The organism is Pseudoalteromonas sp. CH_XMU1449-3 (assembly GCF_037027245.1).
Classification (GTDB): Bacteria; Pseudomonadota; Gammaproteobacteria; order Enterobacterales; family Alteromonadaceae; genus Pseudoalteromonas; species Pseudoalteromonas shioyasakiensis.
Map to the genome: position 1 here is coordinate 335,129 of NZ_JAYMDY010000002.1, position 25,650 is coordinate 360,778.

Consider the following 25,650-nt stretch of genomic DNA (forward strand, 5'->3'; position numbering starts at 1 on the left):
GTAATACCACCTATAAATAATTAATCACAATGAACCCACTTCTTCACAGCTGTCGCTAATTCATCTGGGTTAAATTTTGCAATAAAATCATCAGCACCCACTTTTTCGATCATTGCTTGGTTAAACACCCCACTTAAAGAGGTATGCAAGATCACATGCAAAGGTGATAATTTTGGATCAGCCTTAATTTCAGCGGTTAAGGTATAACCGTCCATTTCTGGCATTTCTACATCAGATATTAATAGACCAACACGTTCAGTAATATCATTTTGACAATCGAGCTGAGCAATCTCTCTTAAACGTAAAAGCGCTTCTTTTCCGTTTTTAGCTAGTTCAGTTTGTACACCTAGAGGTTCAAGCGCACGCTTAACTTGGTTTCGAGCTACTGCAGAGTCATCAGCAATAAAGACAATACGCTCACCTAAGTCACGCTGAATCTCACCTTCACCAACTACTTCAGCACTCACTTCAGTGTTAACTGGGCAAATTTCGTTTAATATCTTTTCTACATCGAGAATTTCAACTAATTCGTTTTCAATCTCAGTGACCGCAGTTAGGTAAGAATAACGTCCGGCTCCCGAAGGCGGCGGCATTATTTTTTCCCAGTTCATATTCACGATGCGTTCAACACCACCAACTAAAAACCCTTGCACTGAACGGTTGTACTCAGCAATGATGATAAAACTGTCTTTGATATTTTCAATTGCAGGGCCACCTACAGCCATCGATAAATCAATAACAGAGATAGTTTGACCACGGATATGCGCAACACCGCGAATGTACGCATTTGATTTAGGCATGTTAGTAAGTGGTGGACATTGCAGAACCTCTCTTACTTTAAACACGTTTATACCAAAGCGTTGTCGCCCTCTGAGTTTGAATAATAGTAATTCAAGGCGGTTTTGCCCAACCAACTGAGTACGCTGGTTAACTGAGTCTAAAATGCCTGCCATTTCAATCTCCTAAAGATAAACAATCAGAGCTGGAACAATAATTGCCTTCTTTGTGTTAAAGCTACATAAGGTTACAAAGCGTCTGTTTTTTGACGCAAAATATTTATACCTTGTTTTCAACCATAAGCATAGTCGAAACAATATGAGTTTGTTAAAAAAAAGCCGAAGATACAGTGTTTTTTATTTTCTTACTAGCCTGTTGTTTACAACACAACTACAGGCAGAAGTTTATAATACCGAGCAACTTCAACAAATCGCCATCGATTTTGTTAGCGAGCAGCTCCCTGATCTGGACACCACACCTCAAATTAGTGCTTTACCATTAGATAGTCGCATTCCTGAGAGGTTATGTGAGTCACCAATTAACAAAGAGTTACCAACAGAGCCTCCTTTTAATCGGCAGGTAACTGTACAACTTAAGTGCCAAGATTTAAATAGTTGGACCCAATACGTTCACGTGCGCATTATTGAGCTAGAACCTGTGGTTGTTGTTACCACTAATTTAGCCCGTGGAGAGGTCATTCGCCCTGAACATTTACGCCTCGAAATGAAGCCAAAGCAATTTGTTAGAACGCAATATGTTCAAGATGAGGCTATACTTATTGGCAGTCGCAGTAAGCGTAACTTGCGTGATGGTAGTCCGATTGTAATGAGCCAGGTTTGTATGGTTTGTAAAGGCGATAATGTAACTATCTATGCTTCATTACGCGGCTTAAGAATTAAAACCACCGGAATTGCTCTAGAAGATGGCACGTTAGACGAATTAGTACGTGTAAAAAACAAAAAATCAGGTAAAGTATTAAATGCACGTGTGGATGGGGTCGAGTCTGTACAAGTAAATATTTAATTTTTTATATTTATGCTAAAGTATCCGCTGTGCCCGCCGATATAAAGGCATATGTTGGGTAATGTATAGGTCAAAATTATGGTAAGCAATGTCAATAATGGTCAACAACAGCCTTCTGTGTTGACAAATACCAAGCAAAAAAAGCTTGATTTACAAAAAGATAATGCTAATGCAGCCGCTGCAAAATCGGCCGCACCAAAAGCAAGTGCAGATTCTGTGAGCTTAACTCCTCAAGCTAAACAGCTAAAATCTTTGCAAGAAAAAGCAGAGCAATCATCTGGCTTTGATAGCAATAAAGTGGCTGAGCTGAAAAAGGCAATCAGTGAAGGTAAATACCAAATTGATGCTGAAAAGCTAGCAAAGAACATCGCTGCATTCGAGTTTGATGTCTATGGCTGATCATAATCATTTAATAGCTAGCAAATTAACACAACAAGTTTCTTGCTTGGAGTCTATTGCTGCGCTGTTAGATGATGAGTTGACAGCCATTGCTGCAAAGCGTGGTGACGGATTAAAGAGTATTGCCCAACAAAAAATCTCTTTGCTCCAACAAATTCAAACCATTGATAAAGAAGTGCAAAAGCTTGTTGCGCACAACGAATCGCAAGATGACGAAGTAAGTGCACTCATTAAGCAAGTAAATACTCTCCTAGCAAGCTGCAAGAAGAAAAATGATGTAAACGCTCACGCGGCCCATCAAGCACAGTTGAGTGTTAAGCAACTTAAAGATATTTTAATCGGTGCACCATCATCGATGACCTACGACCAAGGCGGCAGCGTGATTCAAGGCGATAAGAAAATCGTTCACAACTTGAAAGCCTAAATACTATTTCATTAAAAAAGCGCGATAACTAAGTTATCGCGCTTTTTTAATGCTTGCAGAATTTGCTGGACTTATGCGGCAAGCCAATAGGTTACAACTAGACTAAGTTGCACCTAATAATATGTTACTTTTTTCACTTGGCGCGGTTTTACTTCGCCGATGTATAAATCGTGCACTCGCTTCATATCAAGCTGTAATTCAGTTGCGTAGGTATCCCCTACCGCATAGGTTTTAATAACCTGTGCACCTTTGATCACACCTTGTACTTGGCTTTGTAATTGATCATTATGAGCAATGCTGTTTTGCACTGTAGTGCCTGCGGAAATTCTTTGCCCGTAAACTTGCTCAGCAAGCTCGCGGTAAGCTTCAAGCTTTGAGGCTTTAATCGCAAGTAGAGTACGCTGCGATTCATTGTTACCTGGTTGAGCACTAATTGGCGCATAACCCACGGCTTTTAGCACTGGGTAGCTATCTGGCTCAATGTAAGTGTATTCTACATGTTTATCAAAAATACTACTGCAGCCGGTTAATGCTGCGCAGGCAACCAGCCCACCGAATAGAAGTGCTCGCATAATTTGCTTCCGCTTAAAACTCTTTGGCTACAAATATGCACGTTTAATGCCACTGTGGTACAGTCCTTGCTCATTTAGGTTATTCATTGGTTTTAATGCTAGGTGTCAGCATGAAAAATAAAACAATAGCCAGCTTAAAAGGCCTTGGCTTAGCCTTTACAATTTTGTTTTCTAACAATAGCTTAGCTCAGTGGTTTGAATCTACAGGCCATGCAGTTGTAAAAAATGGCGATACGAGCCAAGCCAAATCTGCCGCCATTAAAGACGCCATAACTCAGGCTTTAGTGTTTTCTGGCGCTCGAGTAACCTCTGTACAGACCTTAGTTGACGGGGTTTTGACGCAAGATCAGCTGAAAATAAGCAGCCATGGTGAAATCCAGAAAATAGAATTGATCAGCGAAGACCGCCATAACGACACCTATGCCATCACGCTTCGCCTCGATATTTTTGCTCAAGCAGAAGAATGCCCTGCAAACCAATACACCAAATTTATTGCCGTGACACAAAGCCAACTCGCCAATCGCGAGCAAGCGCGTATGGGCCAAATTTTTGACGTAAACAAAGCCATTAGTGAACACTTATATGCCAGCTTAAGTAATACGCAAATGGCAGCTAAACCGACAGCCTATTACAATATGCCGTTGCGAGTAGATCATTTTTTCACTCAGCAATACGATTACAGTAATGCACTACTTGAAGAGGTCACTAGCCGCAGTAACTCGCAATATGTATTACTGAGCCGTATTCGTGATTTATCGGTTAACCATAAGATCAACAACGATTATGCATTTTGGCAAGATGATAGTTTCAAGCGTGCATACAAAGTAGATTACGTCTTATTTGATGGCACCACTTACGAAAAGCTCTGGCAAAAAAGCTACCAAACAGAAGGTATTTGGCCGTATAAAAAGACTGAGATCATCGATGTATATAGCGACCGATTTTGGGCAACTGACTATGGCCAAGCTATTAGCGATATAAACCAAACCCTAACCTATGACTTACAAGCAGCTATGGCCTGCTTACCCACGCAAGGTAAAATACTGCATATCGAAAACGGCAGGCTAATCATCAACTTGGGTAAGGCGCATGGGCTTGAGCAAGGGCAAATTTTAAATATTGCCCATCATAATTACCTAACGGATGCACAGGGTAATAAGCTCCCGCACAAAATCACTACACTTAATCAGGTAAAAGTGACTCAGCTTTATCAGCAATCAGCGGTTGCCATGAGTATAGATAAGCAACCACTACCTAACATTCAAATTAACGATATTGTTGAATTAGCTGCTAGCGAGTAAATGAGCTTGTAGGCCTTCATGAGCATTTAGCCAACTAGCTAATTGCTCAACACCAGCTATATGTGGGTAGTGCTTACGAGTTGCAATGACAACTTGGCGTTGCTGGTTTGGTGTTATAGCTAAATACTTCACTCCTTCACGTGGTGTACATGCAAGCTTAGGAACAAAGGTTACCCCATCATCCATTGCCACCAACGCGAGTAAGGTTTCAATACTGTTACCTTTATATTGGTTCGAGACTTCAACCCCAGCTGAAAAACAAAATTGCTCAGCTTGCTCTTTAAAGCAATGCCCTTCGTTTAACATTAATAAGTCACATTCATGTAATTGAGCTAAGGCAACTTCGATATGTTTTGCTAAAGCGTGTTGCTCAGAAACTGCAACTAAAAAGTCTTCTTTATAAAGCGGTGACACATGATAAGGCGCTAAATCGGCAACATCAGCAACAATTGCAATATCAATCTCACCATTATCAAGAGCCACCAGCGTTTGCGCTGTTTGCATTTCTATAAATGAAAACTGGGTTTCACTAAAGGCCTGCTTCATCGAAGTTAAGAGTGTTGGCAGTAAATAAGGTGCAATGGTAGGAATAATACCTACATTGATTTTACCCTTTAGTGGGTCATGTGAGCTAGCGGCTATTTCTTTAAGCACTTGGGTTTGATCTAGGATCAGTGTGATCTGCTTAAGAAGTTGTTCACCTTGCACAGTCAACGTAACCTGCTTTGTTGAACGGTCAAAAATAACAACCCCCAGCTCTTGTTCAAGCTTTTTAACTTGCCCGCTTAATGTCGGTTGGCTGACATAGCAAGCATCAGCTGCTTTTCTGAAGTGCTTATATTGCGCAACCGCTTTTACGTATTCAAAGTCTTTTAAATTCATATCACACCACCAATAGCTTTTACCTATCATATTAATACAAACAAACGATTGGAGCTATCACAAATTAAATCGCATAATGGCACTCAACAAATCAAGAGGAATCAAAACAATGTTAAACAATATTGAAGGCCAAAAAGTACCAAACGTTACATTCGCAACACGTGTAGACGAGCAGTGGAAATCAATAACCACTGACGAAATTTTTAAAGGTAAAACAGTTGTGCTATTTGCATTACCAGGTGCATTTACACCAACATGTTCATCAACTCACTTGCCACGTTATAACGAGCTTGCGGCTGTATTTAAACAAAACGGTGTTGATGACATTGTCTGTATTTCTGTAAACGATACCTTCGTAATGAATGCATGGGCACAAAACCAAGAAGCGCAAAATATCACTTTATTGCCAGACGGCAACGGCGAATTTACCGACGGCATGGGTATGTTAGTCGATAAAAACGACTTAGGTTTTGGTAAGCGCAGTTGGCGTTATTCTATGCTGGTAAAGGACGGCGTTATCGAAAAAATGTTTATCGAGCCACAAAAGCCTGGCGACCCGTTTGAAGTATCTGATGCAGATACCATGCTCGAATACATTAACCCAGCACAGGTAAAACCAGAATCTGTGAGCATTATCACCAAGCCTAATTGCCCGTTCTGTACAAAAGCTAAAGCGTTACTAGAGGCCAAAGGTTATGTGTACGAAGAAATTGTATTAGGTCAACACGCTTCACTAACTAGTTTAAAAGCGATTTCTGGTCGTGAAACAGTTCCGCAAGTATTCATAGGCGGTGAGCACATTGGTGGCTCTGACGATTTAGAAAAACACTTTGCATAATTTTCAAGTTAGGGCTGCTAATTGCAGCCCTTTATTATTTTAAAACCACAACACATTGATTAAATTATAAATTATATAACTGGTCTGCTCTCGCCATCACCCGTATTTATATTCAAAATACCAACATCTTAGTTACCAATTTGTTACATAAAGCAAAGAATGAATCTAAAATGTCTGCAGCTACATTTACTTAAACCGTAACGAAATTAAGATGATTTAATTGGAATATACAATGAAAAAACTAACACAAGGATTGCTCCTTTCCTTGCTATGTTTCGGTGGCCAAGCTCATGCTGCGTCAACTGGTACTATCGATTTACTCACCCACCCTGTTGGCATTATCTGCCTTGTTATTTTTATCTTTGCTTATGTGCTCGTCATACTCGAAGAAAAAATTCACTTACGCAAATCAAAACCCGTATTGGTTGCAGCCGGGATTATTTGGACCCTTATTGCTTGGCAGTACAGTGCACAAAACTTATCTGATCTTAGCACCGATGCATTTCGTCACGCCTTGTTAGAATTTTCGGAGTTAATGCTATTTTTGCTCGTTGCGATGACCTACATCAACGCCCTAGAAGAGCGTCGTTTATTTGATGGTCTAAGAAGTTGGTTGGTTGCGAGGGGCTTTAGCTACAAACAATTATTTTGGATAAGCGGTGTACTGGCATTTTGTATTTCACCTGTAGCCGATAACTTAACTACCGCCCTACTTTTATGTGCAGTGGTAATGAAGGTAGCAGCAAATGATAACCGCTTCATTGCTATGTCATGCGTCAATATTGTAATAGCCGCAAATGCCGGTGGCGCATTCAGCCCATTTGGTGACATCACGACACTGATGGTTTGGCAAGCCGATGTTGTTGCTTTTACCGAGTTCTTTGTTTTATTCCTACCAGCTTTAGTCAGCTATATTATTCCAGCATTTGTTATGTCTTTATTTATCAATAACCGTCACCCGGATACGGCCGATGAAGATATTGAACTTAAACGGGGTGCGCTTCGCATTTTGTGCTTATTCTTACTGACAATACTCACCGCCGTGGTTCTAAAAACCGCCTTTGGTTTACCGCCGGTTGTAGGCATGATGATGGGCCTTGGCTATTTACAATTTTTTGGTTACTTCTTACGCGTGACACTCCCCGGCTCTCTTGCCAGAAAGCGTGCGATGGCAGAGCGCGAAGGTGATAAAGAACGCTTATCTCGCTTAGGTAACGTTGTTCCTTTTGATGTATTTAGCCGTGTATCGAGAGCCGAGTGGGACACGCTCTTGTTCTTCTATGGCATCGTTATTTGTGTTGGAGGCTTAGGGTTTATCGGCTACTTAGCGCTACTTTCTGATTTACTTTATAACAACTGGTCTGCTACCGGTGCGAACATTATTCTTGGTTTAATGTCAGCGGTAGTCGATAACATTCCAGTGATGTTTGCAGTGTTACAAATGATGCCTGATATGTCGCACGGTCAATGGCTGCTTATTACGCTAACAGCAGGAATTGGTGGCAGCCTGTTATCAATTGGCTCTGCGGCAGGAGTTGCACTAATGGGTCAAGCGCGAGGGATATACACCTTTAATAGCCACTTAAAATGGTCGCCGGTCATTTTACTAGGTTACTTTGCTGGAGTATTAACTCATTTATACCTCAATACAGCCTACTTCGGCTAAACCTTAATAAAGTAAAAACCCTTATCACTTTGAGGGTTTTTACTTTAAATATTCCACAATGACCAGTTTATAAACAGACATGTCGTAATAAGCTGTGTTTTTGTCGCAAAAAGTCAAGATTAAGGCAGGCGCTTTACTTTAGTCTAATAATTCACAAATAAGGTGAATTGAGGACACACATATGAGCCAAATGAATTCTGTTGCCATGCAAAATGGCAAGCTGCATGTAAAACAAATTGATATCCCTACTCCTGGACCCGGCCAAGTACTGGTAAAAAGCCTAGCTTGCGGTATTTGCGGTTCAGATATTCATATAACTCGCCACACCAGCGATGTATTCGATATCTATAAAAACCTCGGCATCATGGCAAAAGATGCTGGCGATGACCAAGAAGTGTTATTAGGCCATGAATATGCGGCTGAAATCGTTAGCTACGGCCCCAATACAAAAGGCGAATTAGCGAAAGGCACCCGTGTCACCTCAGTGCCTATTTTACTTTCAGCTGGCGGTGCTGGCGTAGGTGTAACACCTGGGCTATATGGTGCTTATTCTGAATACTTTATTGTTGATGAAGCCTTGCTATTACCTATTCCTGATGCTGTTCCATCAGAAGCAGCAGCCATTACAGAACCACTTGCTGTTGGCCTGCACGCAGTGAACCGCGCACAAATGAATAATGATGATGTTGCCATTGTGGTTGGTTGTGGCCCAATTGGCCTTGCCGCGATTGCCGCGTTAAAGCTTCAAGGCGTAAAACACATCATTGCCTCTGATCCACAAGAGAGCAAAAAACAAATTGCCCTTGAATTTGGCGCCACAGAATATGTTAACCCTATGGAAGGTGATGAAGTTGCTAAAGCCGCAGAACTTGCGGGTAACAACAAGGTGGTTATTTTTGAATGTGCCGGTGTAAGCCGCTTATTGAACGACTACATTTTACGTGCACCAGCAAAAGCAAAAATCATTGTAACGGGTGTACATACCGCGCCACTCAACGTTAACTTTGCCTATGCCACAGTGAAAGAGTTAGACCTTATTTTCTCTTATTACTACCAGCCAGAAGAGTTTGCACAATCACTTGAGAACATCGCGTCAGGCAAAATTGCATGGCAAAAAATGCGTACTGGTAAAGTCGGCATAGACGGCGTACAAGGTGCGTTTGATACCTTATTTAAACCAAACGACCATATCAAAATCATCATTGAACCATGGCGCACAGGCGAGCTTGAAAAAGTAACGGGTTAATTTAATTGGGGCTGCTGAAGAAACTTGGTAGCCCCTACAGGAATCGAACCTGTAACTGCCCCTTAGGAGGGGGCCGTTATATCCATTTAACTAAGAGGCCACTCAAAAGCTGAGGTAAAGCTTACAGAAAATTATAACGGTCTAAGGCTTTGGTAATCAAGAGAATAAACCAATCGACTTTTGAGTAAGTCGATTGGCAAAATAATGAGGCTAGTTAACGCTAGCTGTTGCTGATTTGATTGATTCATTTTTTAGCACAAAATAAGGGATCACTTTTTGTGCGCTAGCAATAACCAGCTTTGAGTTTAAATTTATTACTCGAGCATTCACTTCAACACCATTTGGGCGGTATATCAGTGTGCCTGTAAGTACATGACTCGCGATGCGACGCTCGGCTAACTCTTCTACATCTCGCGACATCACAAAATCACCACGTGATGTCACACTAATGATATCCATCGCTTTAAAATCAACAACGCCAAAGCCAAATTTTTGCAGCTGATGCATCATTGTTTCAGAGAGTTGATTACCAAGTTGAGAGCTATTTTTTAGGCTCGCATCTAAATCAACAAAGCTAGTTATGGCTATTCCTAACTCGCTTTCTTGTTGCATGGTATCCACTAACTCAAGGGCCATTTGCTCGACATAATTAACAACGGTTTTATGATGTTGATAAGGCACAAATAAACGATGGTTAGCGTTATCCTGCTGCATATCATTTTGTTCAAGCGCTTGTAGCATAGCAACGTAATCGACTTGAGTATTTGCTGATGCAGGTACATTTTGAGCTGTATTTTGCGGCTCTGCTGATTGCTCTGGCAGCAATTGGCAGCCAGATAGTGCGAGCGTTAACGATGCTAAGATAAAACCTTTCATAGCTTACTCACTTGCTTGTTTTAGTGTAATACCATCACTGCGGTTGGTACTATCAAGGGCATCAACCACTGATTGCGGGATAAAACCTTGCGCTGACCCTACAACTGCTTTGCTTGCTAAACCAACAATGCGGGCATTCACGAGCACACCACTTTGATGATTAACCAAAGTACCTGCCAATACATAATTGAAGTTTTGGTCTTGGCTAAGCTCTAAATAATCACGACTGAAAACATAATCACCAGTTGGCGTAACACGCATATAATCCGTGGTTTTAAAATCAATGACAGGCACACCAAACGCATGAAGTTCATGAATGAAGCTTTCGGCAATTTGATTACCCAGCAAATTTGTTGAGTTGTAATCTGCATCAAGGTACACAAAGCTTGAAACAGCAACCGGCGTGTTATCACTAACATATTGCAAGTTTTCAACTAAATCCTGCATGATGCCACGTACATAGTGATTGATATTTTTACGAGTTGGGGCTGCTGTAAAAGTGCTGTTATTCATTACCGCCTGATTGGTTTGAAACACACTGTCATTACTATGCGGCGCGGCGACTTCTCTTTGTGCAGCTAACTGAGGATCATTTTCGTGTTGTGTTGCATCACCAGTTAACATTGACGAGCAACCAAAGCCAAACGGCAAACATAAAGTTAAAATTAAACGTTTCATTAAATGAGTTCCTCTTAATATTCGCTTCGATACAACTGGCCATCACGTTGCTGAACTTTTTCAGCGCCCCACATTACATTGATAGGGATCTCAGTGCTTGCTGCTGACACAATTCGCAGATCTTTGGTATTCACTAATCGGGCATTTACTATGTAGGCATGTTGTTGCCGCGTCAGTGTGCCGGTAATAACAAAGTCAATATTCTGACGTTGACGTAAGGTATTTACATCACGACTAAGTACACTATCGGCCGATTGCTGCAAATTTAAAGTATTTTCTAATCGATACTCAATGGTATGAAAACCAAGCTGAGTAAATTGCGTTAATAAACTTTCTTGAATTTGCTGACTCAAGCCACTGCCCTGATCTTCAGCTAAATCAGTACCTAAGCCATCAGCCATATAAAAACTGGTCACAGCAATACGTGCATTGCCTTTGTAAGGGCCTTGAATACGGCTCAGCTGACTACTTAAATCAGCAACGTATTGATGCACCGTATAAGGTGCCATCGGCGATTTTGGGGTTTCTCTAGGGGGCGTTTTTTGTGGCTCTTCAGTTAAGCTACAACCCACCAACACTAAAAAAACTGAATAAAATAACAGGCGCATAATTGCCATCCTCACTAAACTTAGTAAGTACAAAGCAATAATTATGCCTAAGTATTATTGTTGATGGGATAAATCAAGCGGATTCTGTACATAATGTGATACCAAGCATGCCACCCCGACTGATGCTAACTTTTTACAATCATTAGCTGCTTGCTGCTTTTGTTGATATGCACCAATTTTCAAACGATGAAAAGTGCTGCCATTCACTGTTACTGACTCTACATTAGCAATAAACTGGCCATTAAATAGCGCCGGCGCTTGTTTTTTAATTTCAGCAAGGCGAGCTGTTAGTCGAGGTAATTCTGTTACGGAAGCAAGTTGTAGTGCAAATTTGGCTGTAGGCTCAGCTATAAACTGAGGTGCGGTTACTGATGACTTTTTAGTCTTTTCAGGCTCAGTTTGCTGCGCATTTAGCAAAGTAAGTTGTTCAGTGAGTAAGGTTAACTCACTTTCTATTGTCAGCAAGCGCTCAAGCTCTGGCTTCATCGCTTGGAATTGTTGATGCGACTGCCTAAGCTCTATAAGCTCTTGCTGGCTAATTTTTACTAAGTTTTCTTCACTCACTTGTGGCTCTGACATGCTTTGGCAACCAATGATAGGAGTAACCAGTAAGACTAACCATACTTTCTTCAGATTTTGAAAAGTAGTAAAAACCATAATTTGCTCCTTGCTAGTGTTGAACATGCTGTTCTGTTACATGGCATTTAATTGCTTGTGATATTAGCTGCACACATTGCTGCTCAAGCTCGTTTGCAGACTGTGGGTCAAAGCCTATCGCAAGCGTGTAGTGTGCATTTGCTTTATCGTGTATATAAAAAGCGTTATGTAACCCTTGCTGTAACAAACGCTGTTTCACCAATGAGTAATACACCTTTAAAATTTTCAGTGAATTAAACTTGCCAATACTCGCTATATATCCTTGGCGCTTTTCGAGTGATCGCAAAGTAATATCAACCCCCACCAGCACATCACCTTTAGGCGATAATTGTATTTTGTGTGTTTGAGCACTGGTCAGTGATTTTTGCTCTTGGTATTGCTTATCAACAACCGCTTTATACTTACCGGGTTTAATATCAGTAAACAAGTAATAGCCATCATAAGCCGCTTGCGTAGTAGCTACATCATTACCTTGTTCATCCACTAAAGTAATTTGGGCATAAGGTTGAACATTAGAGCCTTGCTCTGTTTGCTGATAAACAGTACCTTCTATTTCGCTGGCATTATTTACTGGGTAATCCATGTACTCAACAAAACCTGCTCGTGGTGTTATGGAGAAACCATCGTGGGCGGGGATCATAAAAGGGTCAGAAAAACTGTCACGATCTAGCACTATATCTGTTGTGCGATTAGCTGGCATAGCTGAAAGAATCGCAATACCTTGTTCATCGGTAATAGCTTGGCGATAATTTTGTAAGCCTTTTACTTTAACACCCGCCAAGCCTTTTTCATTGTAGTCTTTAAGGCCATTATCATTTTCATCTAAAAACACATTAACCATCAAACTACCAGTATTGGTCAATGTTCGATTACTCATAAATGGCTGATTATATTGACTATCAAAGCCAAAACTAAATCGACTATTTAAGCGAATTTGCCATTGATCATTGCTGTCGTAATTAACATTACTGCTTAAGTTAATCCTGTCATTTTGCCACGTTAATCCTAATTCGGCAGACTGAACATCGTAATCTAGAGAATCCCTTAAAGTTAGTTCTGTTTGTAAGCTTGGGCCTAAACTTCTGCTAAACTCAGCTTCATAACTCACTATTTCACTAACCGGAGAGAGTCGATAATTAACCCCAAATCGACTATACACTCTACCTAGGCGTGTTTGTAAACGCGTCGTACCATCAACACTTTCTTGCCCAACACTTAAGTCTTGCCACTGCAATAAATTATTTATAGAGACGTTTGCATAGCTGTAATTTAAACGGTTATAAATTTGCTTTAAATCACCACTTTGTGCATGTTGAATCAGAAAGTTGTTCTGATAATTAAGCCGCCCAAAATCATTTTTCATCAGCTCACCAGACATATCAAACTGATAGCTTTTCAGCGTTATATCTCGACCATTCTGATTATCAGTACGGTTCGTTGCGCTGAATAGCAAAGACTGATCAGCCAATTTAGTTCTTGTTGTTAATTCAAATTCTCTTTGTTGTTGATTGTTTTCTTCATATTCCAGATTAACCAAAAACCTGTCTAACAAGCTAAGGTTCGTTCCTAGAGCAACATGATATAGCTCATCTTGCTCTCGTTTTTGCGCCATGAAGCCTGAATACATGGCAATGTTATCACTCACACCATATTGGTATCGCCCTGCAGCAACCCAGCCCTTGTTGGCACTGTAGTTACTGCTGCCAAGTAACTGCTCACCTTGCTCTGAAACAGATAGCTCATAAACAGCTTCCCCTTGCTCAAGCTGCGTGCCATCAATGTAGTAATATTCAGTTTTTCGCTCTACTTGTCCTTGTGGGCCATAAAAGATCAACTCAAAGCTGTTTTCACCAAACAGTAAATCAATATCAGCAAAAACATAGCGACCATCAGTCAAGCTCAGCTGCTGATCAATTAAAATGCCATTACGATATAATTCAACATCCCAACCTGGCTGTACTGCACTAGTTAGATTCACCCGATTATTATCAATAGCTTGCCCTAGTTGATAATTCGAAATTTTAACCCCGCGACCGTATTGGTTGTTATAACGGCTGCCAACTTGAGTAGCTGTGACATCACCTACTTCAATAAGACTTGCAGCAAGTGGACCTAACAATTGATTATTCACATCTTGCTTGGAGAAAGTTAGCCTTGAGTTATTCAATAAATCACTTTCACGACCCGATAAAAAGTATTCCATCGTTAAATATGCAAAATCTTGCGAGCCAAGTAATGAGTAACTTGCCTGACTGCCATCATTATCTTGGGTATAATTCAATTGTAAGTCAGCCACAGGGACTGATAAGGCCTGATATGGGCTTGGTTTCCAAGGTAAGGTTGCTTGTTTTTGAGTACTATAGCTTTGCAGTTGTTTTTTATGACGCTGCGCTTGGGCGACAACCGGATAAACAGACTCAGTTTCAATATGTAGCTCTAAGCTTGCGTAGTCAGAGCGGTGCTTAAATTCTAAAGCCTCTGCAAGTACTGCTGCCTCAATATAAATATCATCGTCAACACTAATTTGTTGCTCAGTAAGCTGCCACTTTTTATTATCTGTAATCAGCTCTTTTTGAGCTGTTAATTGAAAGGTTTTATTAGTGTTGATGAACCAACCTTCTGCCCTCTCGGCCGATAAATCGACATTGATTGCTAATTGTAAGATATCAACTAGCCCTGAAAGCCCGAGCAATATGTCTTGATCAGACTTAAGGGCAAAAATCTCACCGAGGTAATTTTCATTTAAATAAATTGAAAATAGCAAAAACTCCCCAGTCGCAATTCGCTGCTGGGTGTCTAAGGTGTCTGCAGAATGATTGACAGCAGGTGTATGCTTTGATTGTGGAGCATGAAGCTGTTCGCCATTTAGCTTAGCCTTTATGGCATTGAGTCTAGCTAGTACATCCTCTGTACTCACAGTCGAATTAGCAAAGCTAATAGGGCTTAATAGCATAAGCCCTAACGCAAATAAGCGATTCATAAGTTTTTTCGCATTAATCCCTAATGTCGAATAGCAAATGAATATGAGTCAAAAACTATACCTTCATACTCATCAGCACCTTCATATTTAATCTCAATAGGCCCTTTCTTCGGTAGTTTTTTATCGGTAAATAGAGCTAGGTAAGCTGTTGTTTCATTGACTTCAGGGTACAAACTCAAGTTACCAATTTCAGCGATTTTCTCTTGTTTACCCGCTGTATTAGTTGCATACGCACTGAGCCTCCCATAACTACTAAAGCCTTGGCTTTCGGTTAACTTAACTGCAAGACTAAGTTTTTTATTAATAGAGTCTTCAACCAGCTTAACGTCCCTAATTTTAACATTCGGTTGTTCGCCTTGCTCACGATATACAACTGGAATACTAAAACTCATTATCATGTTCACTTTAATACCTGGTTTAGTGCTTTTCACTTCATTGGGTAATGCTTGAAACAATAAGTGAGAACGATACTCCCCTTTAGCCAAATTCTTAGGCTTTCTAATTGCTATTTTAATCGTTTGCCTTTCGCCCGGTGCTAAGCGAATTTGCTTTGGGGATAAACGCGTCATTGGTGAAAGGCTCCTTGCTACAGGCTCACTCAATGTTTGGTAACCACCTGCGGGGAGCGCTAATTTTTCGCTCCATACCACGCGATATGTTCTATATTCATCTGAGCTATTAATGACGGTGACTTTTGCGCTACGTTGGCGCTCATCAAATGAAACCCGCGTTGGTGAAATAAGTAAATTTGCTGTTGCATATTGACTGAATAAAACAAAAAAGAGTCCACATAAAAGACGTTTTGCGAACATATCTATCCTTAGTAATCGACCGATATTTCTAAATAAGTTGAAGAAGAGTAATGACCATCTGCGTATGCTTTAGCGCTACGATCTGTTGTTAAAATACCGCCAATAAATACTTTTGCCTCACCAAACTCATTGGTGATCACATATTTAGGAAAACCATTAAGGCGCACAGAAAACTCAGCACTCGTGTTGCCATCTACATCATGTATTAAGTCAACTGGAGCAACTAGATTCATAGTTAGTTGGGTTCTGGCAGGAAAGTCAGTAAGTAATAATTCTGCTGGGTGGCCATTTTCAAGTACATAAACTGAGCCCTGAGTATTGATACTGCCATCATCTTTGACAATTACAGAGCTGGTATTTGTATTAGCTAAAATAACAAGAGTGCCAAAATCAAGCGCTTGTTGCTCTGTGCTCGCTGCTTGTAGAGGCAAAGAGAAAACAGAAAATAGCACAGTGGCTAATAGCAAAAAGCGCATAAAAATTACCTAAAATAATTAATAAGCGACTTCGATTTGAAAAGTCCCCGCATAAACACCATCAGCATATGGCTTTGTGGTAGTACGATCTGATGTATCTAAGCTTGCGCCAATATTGAATGACACAGTACCGTCTTGCGCAACCTGTAAGTTAGGTGTACCAGAATTGTAGTTCGCATTTGCGTTTGGCCCGCTAGTAATAACGAATAACCAATTACCAATTTCAAAGTCAGGACGGTCAGTATCTTGTCCATCTTCAAATTCTAACTGAGTCTGAGTAGGCTCAGTAATCGATAAAATAGCATTTGGAACAGCTTCAGACACAGTAAACGCCGCAGGCTCGCCATCTTCAATGACAGCAAATAAAGCGTTTTCTGTATTATTGGTACTTACTGATATTGGACTAGCATTTGGTGTCGCATTAACTGTAAGCCTTGCTCGATCGTTTCCAGATGGGTCTGCAACAGCACGAATAGTCCCAAAATTAAGGTCACTATCTTTGGTCAAAACAACAGTGTTTTGAACTGTAACTTCAGCACGAAAAGTTTCAGTAGCAGAAAAGGCAGTTGATGAGGCGAAAATAACACTAAGAGAAAGTAAAGAAAGAGGTAATTTCATATTAAGTCCTTATAATTAAATGGCTAAGCCATTTTTCTGTATCTTAAGCTTTATCGACCTCTAGAACAAATACTTTAAGATTAATTACCTAATTTTTAAGAGGAAAGATGCTTAAAGCATCTCTCCAATAAATGGTGCCGTCACACAGGTTTGCCCCATTCTTTTGGCTATCTCACAAAATGCAGTAGCCTGAGTATAATTTGCAAATGGACCGGCCCTTAACCCATACACGGTTACGCCTTTTTGCTCTCGTGTTTTAAAACGAAAATCAAGGCCATTTAAAACAGCAGGATAATCACGTTTGAGCTTTAAGACCTGATAACTAACTTTTTTCGGCGTTAAATATAAACCTAATTGCACACCCGCTTCAGCCGCTTTGTTTGCTGCAATAATCGCCTCAAGTGAGTCTGTGGATGATGTTTGCTGTACTTGCGTTTGTTCGCTTTGATGAATAATCACATCATTTTGTGGCTCAAATTGTGATGGTTGTGCGGTTAAATCGCTATTGGCTGAAAGCACTTCGATTAACAACGCAAGGTCTTTTTCCATCAACGCAAGACGTTCAATACTAGGTTGTTTATTTTGCCACTCGGCAGCAAATTGCTGTACTTGCTGCTCAGTGTAAGCTGGCTGGGCTTGCTCTTGGCTCATCATACATGCTGTTAGAGCAGTTAAGCTGATGGTTATCAGTAGATATTTAGAAAAAATAGAAAAATGCATGGTGACGTCAATTCTAAAAAACAGACTTAAATCTTAGCAATAAAAATGCCACCTTTAGAGTGAATATTTGACGCTAAAAATAAATTCGGTTGTCAGTGTAGTTACTTACCCAGCAATCAATGCCTTGTCGTTTAATCGCTTCACAATCAGCTTTCGCGTTTTTCAAATACTTATAGCCACCAAACTTAAGTCGATAGTAGGTATGCTCATTTACATCAGCGACTTCAACATTAAGTATCGGCTTTCCTTGAAAAATACTGGGTGCTCGTTTAGCCATTTTCTTTAATGTATAAGCAAGACCTTGTTCCGTATTAACAGACGCTAATTGCAAAGCAAATGCATAGTCAGGTTTAACAGAGTCTTTAGAGTCGCTTGATAGTGCTTGAGAAGTATCAGCCTGTTCTAGCACTGTACTGACAGGTTCACTTTGGGTTTGCGCCAACAAAAATGAGTTTTGCATTAGCGTTACATCACTAAGGTACTGAACAACATTGAAAACAGGAAGCTTGTTAAAAGAGATATCAGGAAATGCCTTATTACTGCAACCAGACACAGTCAATAACACCAACAGGTATATACTGTAACGCAAAGGTTTTGAGCAATATTTCATAAGTAGGATTCTTAAACGTACCATTAAAAATTTGCTTCTTTTTAAAGAAGTCTATCTGTTAGCACTTACCTATACAAAAACCATAAAAGTGATTTACGACATTGCATAAGAAAACTCTAACACATTATTTGTTATTATAATATTTTCAGTACAGTGCTTAACTAACTGCAATAAAAACTTAATGACACCCTAATACTTAAGTTTTCATATTAGACAACCTAAAGCAATAAAAATCCGTCTTTACATAGGTATTTTTATAAGTATAGCTGAGTTTAACTATCCTACAGGGGTAAATAAGCATCTCACTGATCTTTAATCTTAACAATGCGTTAAGACTTAGGTATATCAGAAAAATCCTTTATTGGGTAATAATCGACAATTGGGAGGAACATGTAAATAACAAAAAAGTGCCATATAGACACTTTTTTTACATAATTTTCAATTAGGTAATTTGAATTGCTTATTTAACCAGCGACTTTATGAAGTCTGTAAGCTCACCTTTGAATTCATCACGACGCAGTGCAAACTCAACTATGGCTTTTAAATAACCAATTTTGCTACCGCAATCATGGCTTTTCCCCTTCATTGAGTAAGCATCAACAATCTCTTTTTCCATGAGCATGGCAATGGCATCTGTTAATTGGATTTCATCGCCTGCACCGGCTGGGGTTTTTGCAAGTAATGGCCAAATATTTTTGCTCAATACATAGCGACCCACAACAGCAAGATTTGATGGAGCTTGATCAACTGGAGGCTTTTCAACCATATTTAAAATAGCTGCGCTTTCACCTTGATTGATTTTTACATCACCTAAGTCGACAACACCGAACTTGTCTACTTCGTTTTGCGGCACAGGCTCAACCATGATTTGGCTCTCACCGGTGGTTTCAAAGCGCTGGATCATTTCAGCTAAGTTATCTTTTTTAAGGTCGCTTGCTACATCATCGATGATCACATCCGGTAAGATAACAACAAACGGTTCATCACCTATGATAGGTGCAGCACAGTTAATCGCATGACCAAGACCTTTCGCTTCCCCCTGACGAACATGAATAATTGTTACATCTTTCGGGCAGATTGATTGTACTTCTGCAAGTAACTGACGTTTTACACGCTTTTCAAGCGTTGCTTCTAACTCAAAACTGGTATCAAAGTGGTTTTCAATTGAGTTTTTACTTGAATGCGTTACTAAAACAATTTCTTTAATTCCTGCTGAAATAGCTTCATTCACAACGTACTGAATCAACGGGCGGTCAACAATAGGAAGCATTTCTTTAGGGATTGCTTTTGTTGCAGGTAACATACGCGTGCCAAGACCAGCAACTGGGATCACTGCTTTCATTGATTTCTCCTTAAATTTTATTGTTCTTAAACTGAAAACGGATACTTAATTGCATCGTGACACTGATAACCTACTACTTCAAAATCATCTTTTGTAACCCAGGTTTCAATGTCTTCTAATGATTTAATATTTGGGTTTATTTTTAATTCTGGCGACGCGAATGGCTCACGCTTAAGCTGCACATCACGCATCAACTCAAGTTGGTTTTCATAAATATGCGCATTCGCTATTTTATGATACGCCTTCCCCGGTTTGTGGCCGGTGATTTGTGCAACTAAAGCAAGTAACACAAAACATTGAATTTGATTAAAGTTCAAACCCAAAAGTTTTTAACCCCATTAAATCTGGTCAACTCACTATAAAATGCGACATTCCAAAGAATATTAAGGCTGACCAGCTGCAACTTTTGTCATTATATATAGTTTACAGGAAAACAGCACTTAATTTCCTAATATTGATACGCATTAGAAAGCCTCATAATCGAGGCTGAGTTAGCACTCATCAATCAACCCTATACTTTTCCATCGCTTCTTTATACAACCCCTCGATTTGATCTTTGAAATTCACTTTATCATCTATGAACTCTTTGAATTTATTATAAATATTAGTGAAAATAATCTTCTGCGCTGGATTCTTAATCTGAGAACAATCAATATTTTCTAAACTAACATCTTCCTTAATACAAAGGTTTAGCATATCTGATATGTCATTTTTGTTTATCTCATCAATGTTTCTCCAATCATTGCCATTTGTGGTGAATTGCGGAATGTCTGTAGTCTCATTAATTCTTAATAGTTTCATAGTCAGCACTTCTTTTTGCGTAAGGGGACTCACCAGCCTCAAGTGAATCCATTTGCACGATATAGTTCTCTATGCTTTTTCCACATTTTGTGTAAAGGTACTTATCAGTGGGGCGTCCTGAGTAGATGTCGTATACTAGCCCATCCTCAGTTTGAGATTTTTCTGTATATATAATGTAGTTTGGTATGATCGAGCTACCAACTGTACTGTTGTGGGTTACAACAACTACAGGCATCTGCTTTGACAAGTCTTTAATTATTGAGTTAACACTACCAAACAAGAAAGTATTATCAAAAGAGGACTCTGGCTCATCAATTAATAGAATGTCATAATTTTTGGCGTCATTTAACTTTCTCAATAATCTATATTCTGAACGCTCACCTCCGGAAACACTATCCCCAAATTTATTCAGAATTCGATAATTAACTTTGGTGATTAATTTATAAACTTCACTATCTTCTACCCCTGACTCTCTGAGCTTCTCGATGTAGGCCACCGGATCATCGTAATAACCGAATGCTTCTACCAAACTTAATTTGCGCTTGATTACCCGCTGTAATTCGGTCGCATTTTTAAACCGGCTTCTTTCAGCTACAACGCTGTAGCCATACAGTTCTTTTTTATCAATCCGCTTGTCTAGCTTTACGAGCTCAGCTAACTCGTTGAACCTTTGCACTTTAACTCTATTTAAAGCAATCTGTTTCAGATCTATTTGCTCTATAGGTGTCAAAGTCGTTTTTACGTTTAGGCTTGATTTAATACTCAATATTAAATCGTTAGTGAATCTCTTTATTCTTCTATCCGACTCTTCTTGCTTATATTTAGCAACCAAGTCGGCATGCAAGGCAATAAGGCTAGTTCTAGACAGATGCTTCTCGACAATAGGACTATATTCTAAATTATTTAACAGGTTTTGAACGGAAGAAATAAGACTGGCGAGACTACTACTGTCTCTCTCAGGAAATAAAGTTTCTGAAAATAAAGCTACTTTTGAATAAGCATCTTTTCTAGTTTGATTGTTAGCATTATCCGAAAGAGACTTAGCAAACCTCTCCAATTGATAATCATCATTCCTCAAGTCAATTGTCTGAATATCATCTATTGCAATCTTTAGTAGGCTTAAATACCTTTCGGTTACGTCGCTTTGATTCCTACTGATATGGTCATCAAAGTCTTTCTTGTCACGACCCTCATCACTTTCGAGTAATTCAAACTGCTTGATATACTTTACATCATCCTCTCCAGCACCTTGATATATTGAGTTGAGCGTATATGACTTACCTGATGAACGCTTACCTAAGATGACGTTCAGCCCTGTGGAAATTTTGACATCACCATTCATAACTTCAATGAAGTCATTACCTTCCTCTTCAGTTAAACTAACATGTTCCCGCTTCGATATTCCCAGTTTTATACTTCTAAAATCACAATCACTAATATTAAGGCAAGTGTATCTAAAGGGATAGTTAGTGATATTTTCGCCCATCCTCATGTCACTAAACAATACAGGTACTAAATCATCACTTTGCTTATAGGTATTGATAAACTTCTTTGCTGACTGAACCTCTCCGGCAGTTATGAAATTTGAGAGATCATCAATGACAAATTGTTTAACTTTTGGGGTCTTATCATAGTGAGGAATAAGGATGTATCGTCCCAAATCTGGAAATATAGCTTTGAAATTATCTAAGGTTATATTCGGGTTTGGATATGATATGAGCTCAGTAATCCTCTGGCATTTCTCGGAAAATAATTCCAACTCTTGGTTGTCGGAAATCAAAAGCATATGGCCATTTTCCAGATCAATTTCAATCCCTGGGAGCACAGTTATATCTAGGCTTTCATTAATTTCGTTGAACTGATATAAATCAAATACATTATGATTTGTGATAGCAATGCAATCCAACCCCACAGCTTCTACATAATGCTTCAACGTTGCTAGTGAATATGTAAATCTAGCATCCGATTCAGTTCGGACAGTATGAATGTGAAGGTCAACTTTTTTCATCTTGAAGTCCATTTCAAATCGCTTGTATAGTCTCCCTAAAAGTTAATCACGATATCTAGATTAATGCAATTAGAGCCTCATTGATTAACTTTAGCACATAAACTAGCCTAGAAATCTTCTTCTATGCTTTGAAAATCTTTGATTTCACTTAACCATAGAAAATCAAAGTCGTAATTGCCCGAAATGATATTCATCAACCCTTCTAGTCCTTCTTTCAAGTAAACATATTTTAAGGATGACCAAACTTTTTCAATACCTGGGTTTACTAAGCAGTTTTCCTTGCTAAAGTTCCTTAGATGGGACCGTAAGCCATCTGAAGGGTCAAAATGATTCTCGACATTCATAGATACCCAAACTGCACCGGCTATCAACAATTGCCTAAATTCATTAAATACAATCTCATCACACTTCTTTCCCATTACTTTTGTTCTCCTGACAATAAGTTAATTTTCGATATAATAAGTGGCACCATATTGGTGCCGGGAGGCTATTGTATACCGGCACTAGTTTGGTGCCAACAGGGAAAGGTAATAAAATGCGGAAATGATCAAACATATCAATAACTCTCGTTATAAAGCCTTAATTGATTGGCTTAAGACTGCTCGCATAGAGCAGGGCTTGAGCGTGCGCGATTTAGGTAAGCTTTTAGATGAGCCGCATCAGTTTGTGGTTAAAGTTGAAACTTGCGAGAGGAAACTTAACGTTTTTGAATATGTTCAGTACTGTGAAGCACTAAAGCTTGATTCAAAGAAAGGCATAGATAAACTAAATGTTAGGCAAAAGTAGACAGTTTTCGTGACCCACGAAGGTTAGTGAATTTCTGAAAAAATCTCACAAAATACAATTTAAGGCACGCCAGTCAATAGCGTGCTTTTTTATTCGAAAAATGAGGCTGAATTTGCTAAGCATTGGTACATTACTTTTTTCCAATGGTTAGGAAATTGATTTGAGTTCACTATAGGCATTAGGTTTGAGTTTATGAACTCATCTTTTATCGCTTGAGCTGACACATTTGGAGCCAATCTAATGACACTTGCTTCAAAAGCTCTTTTTTGGTCAATAATTTCACTTAAATGCTTTCCTGCTTCCAGGCGATATCGATTACTCAAATCAAGTTCGTTAAAATGATTTTCAGCCCTATTTTTATCTTCTTGACTCCAAACATCAGGACATTGAACGTAGTAACGTAAAGCACCGTCATTTTCATTAATGTATTCTGCATATACCCACTGTTCCTGAAAAAAGATATCTTTATCAACATATGGGTGAATGGCTTGCTCTTCTTCAACGGTCGCGTATGCTTGGCCTTTTTCACCCATATTACAATCACGACATGACGGAACTAAGTTAAGAGGCATTACTGAAAACTCAGGAAAGTGGGCTTTAGGTAAGAAATGATCTAAATTCTTGGTGTGACCAATATCCCCGCAAAATGGACAACGCTCACCAGAAGAAACTAGTAATGCATCGTAATAATCCCTTGCAGGTTTATCTTTATTCCGTAAGTTATTTTCATATAAATTGATTAGCTTTGTTTTGGTGAGATGACCTATAACAGGCGTAGTATTAGCTAAAGGAGTTACTCTTGGGTAGGTATACAAGTTACCCGTCAAACTTAACGCTTGATATTGTCGCTCTTTCGTATGAAACGTTGGAAAAACTGAAATGAAGTTATTGCGAACATGTATTTGCTCCATTCCTTCTGCACATTTATTCAACATTTCAGTAAACGAGATACTTGGTAGGTTTAACTTCTTCATCCTATCGTTCTTGCATCCCTACTTAACACCATTGCCTTTAACACTGTTCGTCCCTCTAGACCTATTTGCCCCTTATACTCATCTAATATTTCCTCATATGAGGCTCCAGACTCAACAGATTTAGTAAGTAATGAATGATATCCAGAGTTCGATACTTCGAGCACGAAAACTTCGCGAGTTAACACGCCCAGATTTTCTCCAAACGTTTCAATATCGGGTCTTTCTATACCTATAACTTCCCTTGAGCGAATAACTTTCCATACGCAGGATTTAGGTATTTCTTGTAAAACAACAGGGGAATGTGTTGCGATGATGGCTACGCCATTCTTGACATAAAGTAGGTCACTTAATGTACGCAGAAATGCAGAAAGCAAGGGAGGGTGTAAATGACCCTCTGGCTCATCTAATAAGACTAGCGATTTTTCACCAACTGTGTCGACTAACCTTGTTATAGTAAATAAAACAATTGCATGGCCTGAACTCATTCGCTTTAGATAGCTTTGTATATCTTGAAAAAACAACTCTTTAAACTCATCACTATCGACCTGGGTGTTGGGGTGATACTGTCGTAAATTAGCATACCGAGTATTTAGGATGCTTAGCCCCATGTGTTCGAAATTTTGATCGCTACTTAGTTTTTCAATCGCATCAAGCCAAAGTCTTTTTTTGTCGTCTTTACGTAAACAACCTATTAGTGCCGAAATGAAATCTTTGCGCAGATCTTTTAATGAATTTAATTCATTATCATTTTCTCTATTTTTAAGCCCAATATAAAAATACTTAGTACCTTTGGCTGGGTCGGGTTGTTCTTGTGGTGGAGTAAATGGATCAAAAGCGCTAAAAGACACTGAAACAAGAGACCGAAAATATCCATTTGGAATTCTAGACTCAGTAAAAAAGTTATTTTCAGTAAAATAATAGTTTTCGTTCTCAGGTTCGGTTATGGCTTTAATCATTCCGTTCAAAATAGTTGTTTTGCCACAACCGTTACGCCCGATAAAAGCATGGATATTTGTACTAGGAACTGATCCGACTTTCACTCCGAATGGTATTTTCAAATCGCAAAAATCATCTAAGCCTTGTCGTATAAAATTAAAATTGAAATCGGATAATTCAGCTAAGCCTGCGAGGACTCTTGAGAACTGACCATGAACGTCCGATAAGGTAACTCCACGGAAAAGAGATGTATTTAATACTTCTTCATCTTCAATTTCTTTTAACTTTTCTGGCTTATATACAATGTCTTGCAATGCAGATAGAAGGCTATTTTTAAGTTCGGCACTGAGCTTATTTAGGTTTTTGTAATATTCAGTATCTGTACCTAACGAAAAATATTGATCTGTTAGTAAGGAAAAGGCATTCCCCAAAGTTGAGTAAGTTTTTGTCTCGGTTGTCTGCCCTTTGTAAGCAATCTTCACATTACCAATGTCATGTTTTGTTCCTGAACTATCAAAAACCGTTAAATAAAACATTGTTACAAAGGAGTAGTCGTTCCAGTTATCTACACTTAAATAAGCCGTATCTATGGCTGTAGCAGGTGCTCGCCCGTAACTATTTAAAACAATAAAATTCATCC

27 protein-coding genes, 1 tRNA gene and 1 pseudogene are annotated in these 25,650 nt (G+C 39.3%); 8 read left to right on the forward strand and 21 right to left on the reverse strand.

Annotated elements, in window-relative coordinates; all coding sequences use genetic code 11:
• Positions 1-20: 20 nt before the first annotated feature.
• The gene (locus WA256_RS04080; RefSeq protein ID WP_054562222.1) at positions 21-953 is read right to left on the reverse strand and encodes a chemotaxis protein; all 933 of its coding nucleotides are present in this window, start codon (positions 951-953) and stop codon (positions 21-23) included.
• Positions 954-1,095: 142 nt separating this feature from the next.
• On the opposite strand from WA256_RS04080, the gene flgA reads away from it, so the two are divergent.
• From flgA to flgN, 3 genes are all read left to right on the forward strand, one after another.
• Positions 1,096-1,800: a flagellar basal body P-ring formation chaperone FlgA gene (flgA, locus tag WA256_RS04085; protein ID WP_058586425.1), complete on the forward strand. Its 705-nt coding sequence runs from the start codon at positions 1,096-1,098 to the stop codon at positions 1,798-1,800.
• 78 nt (positions 1,801-1,878) lie between these two features.
• Positions 1,879-2,199 (forward strand): flagellar biosynthesis anti-sigma factor FlgM, encoded by a 321-nt coding sequence (gene flgM / locus WA256_RS04090; protein WP_054553314.1) that lies wholly within the window; start codon positions 1,879-1,881, stop codon positions 2,197-2,199.
• Complete coding sequence (gene flgN / locus WA256_RS04095) at positions 2,192-2,623, forward strand: flagellar protein FlgN (RefSeq protein WP_054562224.1); 432 nt, start codon at positions 2,192-2,194, stop codon at positions 2,621-2,623. The genes flgM and flgN overlap by 8 nt, the downstream gene beginning before the upstream one ends.
• Before the next feature lie 113 nt (positions 2,624-2,736).
• On the opposite strand, the gene WA256_RS04100 is transcribed toward flgN, so the two are convergent.
• Positions 2,737-3,195 carry an LPP20 family lipoprotein gene (locus WA256_RS04100; protein WP_062566776.1) on the reverse strand — a complete coding sequence of 153 codons (459 nt, stop codon included), beginning with the start codon at positions 3,193-3,195 and terminating at the stop codon, positions 2,737-2,739.
• A 110-nt stretch (positions 3,196-3,305) separates the two neighbouring features.
• Between WA256_RS04100 and WA256_RS04105 the strand changes: the two genes are divergently transcribed.
• Entirely contained in the window at positions 3,306-4,496 is a 1,191-nt protein-coding gene (locus WA256_RS04105; protein ID WP_269408103.1) for a flagellar assembly protein FlgT, read from the forward strand.
• Here WA256_RS04105 and WA256_RS04110 read toward each other — a convergent pair.
• Positions 4,479-5,378 (reverse strand): LysR substrate-binding domain-containing protein, encoded by a 900-nt coding sequence (locus tag WA256_RS04110; RefSeq protein ID WP_217874749.1) that lies wholly within the window; start codon positions 5,376-5,378, stop codon positions 4,479-4,481. The genes WA256_RS04105 and WA256_RS04110 overlap by 18 nt on opposite strands.
• A gap of 109 nt (positions 5,379-5,487) precedes the next feature.
• On the opposite strand from WA256_RS04110, the gene WA256_RS04115 reads away from it, so the two are divergent.
• The 3 genes from WA256_RS04115 (at position 5,488) to WA256_RS04125 (ending at position 9,128) form a co-directional block, all read left to right on the forward strand.
• Positions 5,488-6,216 carry a glutathione peroxidase gene (locus tag WA256_RS04115; protein WP_209327640.1) on the forward strand — a complete coding sequence of 243 codons (729 nt, stop codon included), beginning with the start codon at positions 5,488-5,490 and terminating at the stop codon, positions 6,214-6,216.
• Between the two features lie 232 nt (positions 6,217-6,448).
• Positions 6,449-7,882: a sodium:proton antiporter NhaD gene (gene nhaD / locus WA256_RS04120; RefSeq protein ID WP_082422933.1), complete on the forward strand. Its 1,434-nt coding sequence runs from the start codon at positions 6,449-6,451 to the stop codon at positions 7,880-7,882.
• A gap of 181 nt (positions 7,883-8,063) precedes the next feature.
• Positions 8,064-9,128 carry a zinc-binding dehydrogenase gene (locus WA256_RS04125; RefSeq protein WP_304636837.1) on the forward strand — a complete coding sequence of 355 codons (1,065 nt, stop codon included), beginning with the start codon at positions 8,064-8,066 and terminating at the stop codon, positions 9,126-9,128.
• Positions 9,129-9,153: 25 nt separating this feature from the next.
• Here WA256_RS04125 and WA256_RS04130 read toward each other — a convergent pair.
• The 16 genes and pseudogenes from WA256_RS04130 to WA256_RS04205 all read right to left on the reverse strand — a co-directional run bounded on the left by WA256_RS04130 (position 9,154) and on the right by WA256_RS04205 (position 22,733).
• Positions 9,154-9,228, reverse strand: a tRNA-Arg gene (locus WA256_RS04130).
• Between the two features lie 110 nt (positions 9,229-9,338).
• Positions 9,339-10,004, reverse strand: coding sequence for a FlgO family outer membrane protein (locus WA256_RS04135; protein ID WP_062566771.1), 666 nt, complete (start codon positions 10,002-10,004; stop codon positions 9,339-9,341).
• Positions 10,005-10,007: 3 nt separating this feature from the next.
• Positions 10,008-10,682 carry a FlgO family outer membrane protein gene (locus tag WA256_RS04140; protein ID WP_055020685.1) on the reverse strand — a complete coding sequence of 225 codons (675 nt, stop codon included), beginning with the start codon at positions 10,680-10,682 and terminating at the stop codon, positions 10,008-10,010.
• A 14-nt stretch (positions 10,683-10,696) separates the two neighbouring features.
• Positions 10,697-11,290, reverse strand: a complete 594-nt coding sequence (locus tag WA256_RS04145; protein ID WP_055020737.1) for a FlgO family outer membrane protein — start codon at positions 11,288-11,290, stop codon at positions 10,697-10,699.
• A gap of 54 nt (positions 11,291-11,344) precedes the next feature.
• The gene (locus tag WA256_RS04150) at positions 11,345-11,947 is read right to left on the reverse strand and encodes an SPOR domain-containing protein (protein WP_165385088.1); all 603 of its coding nucleotides are present in this window, start codon (positions 11,945-11,947) and stop codon (positions 11,345-11,347) included.
• A 13-nt stretch (positions 11,948-11,960) separates the two neighbouring features.
• The gene (locus tag WA256_RS04155) at positions 11,961-14,927 is read right to left on the reverse strand and encodes a hypothetical protein (protein ID WP_335989172.1); all 2,967 of its coding nucleotides are present in this window, start codon (positions 14,925-14,927) and stop codon (positions 11,961-11,963) included.
• A gap of 20 nt (positions 14,928-14,947) precedes the next feature.
• Positions 14,948-15,739, reverse strand: coding sequence for a fimbrial biogenesis chaperone (locus tag WA256_RS04160; protein ID WP_062566767.1), 792 nt, complete (start codon positions 15,737-15,739; stop codon positions 14,948-14,950).
• Between the two features lie 8 nt (positions 15,740-15,747).
• Entirely contained in the window at positions 15,748-16,215 is a 468-nt protein-coding gene (locus WA256_RS04165; RefSeq protein ID WP_062566766.1) for a DUF4402 domain-containing protein, read from the reverse strand.
• Between the two features lie 18 nt (positions 16,216-16,233).
• On the reverse strand, positions 16,234-16,833 hold the full coding sequence (locus tag WA256_RS04170; RefSeq protein ID WP_175082323.1) for a DUF4402 domain-containing protein: 600 nt from the start codon (positions 16,831-16,833) through the stop codon (positions 16,234-16,236).
• A gap of 111 nt (positions 16,834-16,944) precedes the next feature.
• A complete protein-coding gene (locus WA256_RS04175; protein ID WP_130166610.1) occupies positions 16,945-17,553 on the reverse strand; it encodes an SPOR domain-containing protein in 609 nt (202 codons plus the stop codon).
• Between the two features lie 73 nt (positions 17,554-17,626).
• Positions 17,627-18,163 carry an SPOR domain-containing protein gene (locus WA256_RS04180; RefSeq protein ID WP_062566763.1) on the reverse strand — a complete coding sequence of 179 codons (537 nt, stop codon included), beginning with the start codon at positions 18,161-18,163 and terminating at the stop codon, positions 17,627-17,629.
• A gap of 460 nt (positions 18,164-18,623) precedes the next feature.
• Positions 18,624-19,505 (reverse strand): UTP--glucose-1-phosphate uridylyltransferase GalU, encoded by an 882-nt coding sequence (gene galU, locus WA256_RS04185; protein ID WP_054562235.1) that lies wholly within the window; start codon positions 19,503-19,505, stop codon positions 18,624-18,626.
• 26 nt (positions 19,506-19,531) lie between these two features.
• Positions 19,532-19,828: pseudogene (locus WA256_RS04190) on the reverse strand (thymidylate synthase); the annotation flags it as partial.
• A gap of 178 nt (positions 19,829-20,006) precedes the next feature.
• Entirely contained in the window at positions 20,007-20,306 is a 300-nt protein-coding gene (locus WA256_RS04195; protein WP_335989178.1) for a hypothetical protein, read from the reverse strand.
• Entirely contained in the window at positions 20,287-22,314 is a 2,028-nt protein-coding gene (locus tag WA256_RS04200) for a histidinol phosphatase (RefSeq protein ID WP_335989180.1), read from the reverse strand. Before WA256_RS04200 ends, WA256_RS04195 begins: the two co-directional genes overlap by 20 nt.
• 107 nt (positions 22,315-22,421) lie before the next feature.
• Positions 22,422-22,733 carry a hypothetical protein gene (locus WA256_RS04205; RefSeq protein WP_335989182.1) on the reverse strand — a complete coding sequence of 104 codons (312 nt, stop codon included), beginning with the start codon at positions 22,731-22,733 and terminating at the stop codon, positions 22,422-22,424.
• A gap of 124 nt (positions 22,734-22,857) precedes the next feature.
• Here WA256_RS04205 and WA256_RS04210 point away from each other — a divergent pair, with 124 nt between their 5' ends.
• The gene (locus tag WA256_RS04210; RefSeq protein ID WP_335989184.1) at positions 22,858-23,100 is read left to right on the forward strand and encodes an XRE family transcriptional regulator; all 243 of its coding nucleotides are present in this window, start codon (positions 22,858-22,860) and stop codon (positions 23,098-23,100) included.
• An 89-nt stretch (positions 23,101-23,189) separates the two neighbouring features.
• Here WA256_RS04210 and WA256_RS04215 read toward each other — a convergent pair whose 3' ends face one another.
• Both WA256_RS04215 and WA256_RS04220 read right to left on the reverse strand, forming a co-directional pair.
• A complete protein-coding gene (locus WA256_RS04215; RefSeq protein WP_335989186.1) occupies positions 23,190-24,074 on the reverse strand; it encodes an HNH endonuclease in 885 nt (294 codons plus the stop codon).
• Entirely contained in the window at positions 24,071-25,648 is a 1,578-nt protein-coding gene (locus WA256_RS04220) for an AAA family ATPase (protein ID WP_335989188.1), read from the reverse strand. Before WA256_RS04220 ends, WA256_RS04215 begins: the two co-directional genes overlap by 4 nt.
• Positions 25,649-25,650 lie beyond the last annotated feature (2 nt).